We start from the raw sequence: 2,296 nt of genomic DNA, 5'->3' as shown, positions 1-2,296 counted from the left end.
CCAGCACGAGCAAAACGCCAAGAGCCCGCCTCTTACCCAAGCCGGGGAAGGCAGGCCACCTGACGCGGCGGGCGACTCCGGGGGCAGACATCAATGCCGCGCATTCCTTTCACGAGGCGGGGGCTCGGCAGCCACCCCCCTGGTGCCCCCACTATTCCCCCTCGGGCGGGAAACTCCCTCCGCCACACCGCTAAACTCTTCGACCAACTGGTCCGCAAGCTGCCCGGCGCCCGAGCTTGCCAGAAGTCCCGCCATCGCCTCCGTGAACCAGTCCGCGTGCACCTGGCCGGCGAAGCTCCTCCCGAAGAGCCCGCCGCCTTGCCCGTTGAAGGCGTCTTTGAGCACGAACGCCCACAGGCGCGCCTCAAGCTGCTCGGCCGCCCACCTCAAGCCGGCCCGGCCATGCGGCACGCCTGCAAACGGCACGTCGCCGGGAGCGACGGAGAGGAGCGCCGCGCTTGGGGAGGCGGCCGCTCTTCCGGCCTCGTCGAGGACATCCCGGAAGCTCCCGCTCCTCGAACCGGCCCCGGGAGCGCGGGGCAACGCGGGCGCGGGGCGTGAAAGGTCCGGCAGGGCTTGCACGGCGGAAACTGCATTCACGGCCGTCTCAAAGCACCTCCAGTTCCGCGTACAGAGCTCCGGCCGCCCGGACGGCCTCGAGAATCGCAATCACGTCGCGTGGGGCCACGCCGGCAGCGTTGAGGGCGTCCACCAGCTCACCAACGCTCGCCGTAGCCCCCAGAAGCGCAGTGTGCCCTGCCGCCTCCTGCGGCGGCAGGATGCCGGGCAGTCCGGGGAGGGTGGGCGCCTCCTGGCCGGAAGCGGGCAGCGCCGGCGATCCGCCCACCGTGACGCGGATGCCCCCGTGCGATACCGCCACGGGCGCGATGCGCACCTGGTGGCCCAGCACCACCGTGCCGGTCCGTTCGTTCACGACGACCCTGGCCGGAGGGGCCGGGATGACGGTCAGCTCCGAGATGCGGGCGATCAGGGCCGCCGGGTTGTTCTGGAAGGGGCGGGGGATCCGCACCGTGATGACCGCTCCGTCCTGGGTGAAGGCAAGCGGCTCGCCGAACGCCCGGTTGACGGCCTCTACCATCCGGGCAGCCGTGGTGAAGTCCGGGCGGTACAGCGCGAGGCGAACCGTTCCCTCCTCGGTCACCGCCGCCGGAACCGACCGCTCCACGATGGCGCCGGCCGGGATGGTCGCCACGGTGGCGTGAACCCGTTGCGCGCCGGCTGACCGGGAGGTGGTGCCGCCCACCGCCAGCGCCCCCTGCGCCACCGCGTACACCTCGCCGTCCGCGCCCTGCAGCGGCGTCTGCAGCAGCACCCCGCCCGCCAGGCTCCGGGCATCGCCCAGCGACGAAACCGTCACGTCGATGCGGTCACCGGGCCGTGCCTGCGCCGGCAACAGAGCCGTCACCGTCACCGACGCCACGTTACGGGGCCGCAACTCCATCGGATCCACCGCCAGGCCGAAGTTACGCAGCATGTTGGAGACCATCTGGATGTGCACCGCCGAACTGCGGCCGTCCCCCGTGCCTTCGAGGCCCACCACGAGTCCCAGCCCCACGAGCTGGTTCGGGCGCAACCCCTCCAGCCGCGCCAGGTCGGCGATGCGCACGCTGGGGACTCCCGGCGCGCCGTCGGCAGCCGGCGACTCTGCCCGTGCTGCCGGCCCCGCCGCGATCGCCAGCGCCAGGGCGGCTGCTGCCAGGGCCGCCGCCGTCCAGGGCCGCCGGGCCCGTGCGCGTCTTGCCGTCATAGCCGGCATCCGCCCCTTCAAAACCCCCAAAACCTTCAGAAGAGCCAGCCAAACATCCGGGTCAGGATCCCGGGCTTCTGGTGGCCGCCCAGTGAACCCTTGCCCCGCACCGTGATGCGGGCATCGGAGACGTAAGTGGAAAGGATGGTGTTGTCCCGCGAGATGTCGGCCGGCCGGATGATCCCGGTCAGCACCAGCTCCTGTTCTTCCTCGTTGACCACGATGGTCTGCCTGCCCTCAACCACCAGGTCGCCGTTGGACAGCACCTGGGTGACCCTGGCCGTCATCTGAGCCCGGATGGTGCCGCTGCGCGCGGTGCGCCCATCACCCGTGAAGCGGCTGCTGCCCGAGCCCCCGACGAGGGGCAGCACGTCCAGCAGCCCCTGCCCGGGCCCCACCTCCACCTTGCCGTCATGCTTGGTGCCGGTAGAGGCCGATGAGGTGGCTTCGGCGCGCTCCACGATGATGATGGTGACGAGGTCGCCCGCCTTCCGGGCGCGGGCGTCGGCAAAGAGGCCCAGCCGGTTA

The 2,296-nt window shown here is 71.5% G+C and carries 3 protein-coding genes; all 3 read right to left on the bottom strand.

Annotated features, from left to right (window positions below):
- Positions 1–90: 90 nt before the first annotated feature.
- Positions 91–582 carry a rod-binding protein gene (locus AB1609_21630; protein ID MEW6049037.1) on the bottom strand — a complete coding sequence of 164 codons (492 nt, stop codon included), beginning with the start codon at positions 580–582 and terminating at the stop codon, positions 91–93.
- A gap of 25 nt (positions 583–607) precedes the next feature.
- The gene (locus AB1609_21625) at positions 608–1,768 is read right to left on the bottom strand and encodes a flagellar basal body P-ring protein FlgI (protein ID MEW6049036.1); all 1,161 of its coding nucleotides are present in this window, start codon (positions 1,766–1,768) and stop codon (positions 608–610) included.
- A 35-nt stretch (positions 1,769–1,803) separates the two neighbouring features.
- Positions 1,804–2,296, bottom strand: a 493-nt coding sequence (locus AB1609_21620) for a flagellar basal body L-ring protein FlgH (GenBank protein MEW6049035.1), incomplete at its 5' end; no start/stop codon positions are given.

The sequence above is a fragment of the Bacillota bacterium genome (assembly GCA_040754675.1).
In the GTDB taxonomy this organism is placed as follows: Bacteria; Bacillota; Limnochordia; order Limnochordales; family Geochordaceae; genus Geochorda.
The sequence above is the reverse complement of the archived record's forward strand: the minus strand, read 5'-3'. Positions and strand labels throughout refer to the sequence as shown.

What these genes read in the sequence shown, in the direction of transcription:
- AB1609_21625 (MEW6049036.1), bottom strand. Translation starts at nt 1,768, where the DNA reads ATGACGGCAAGACGCGCACGGGCCCGGCGGCCCTGGACGGCGGCGGCC.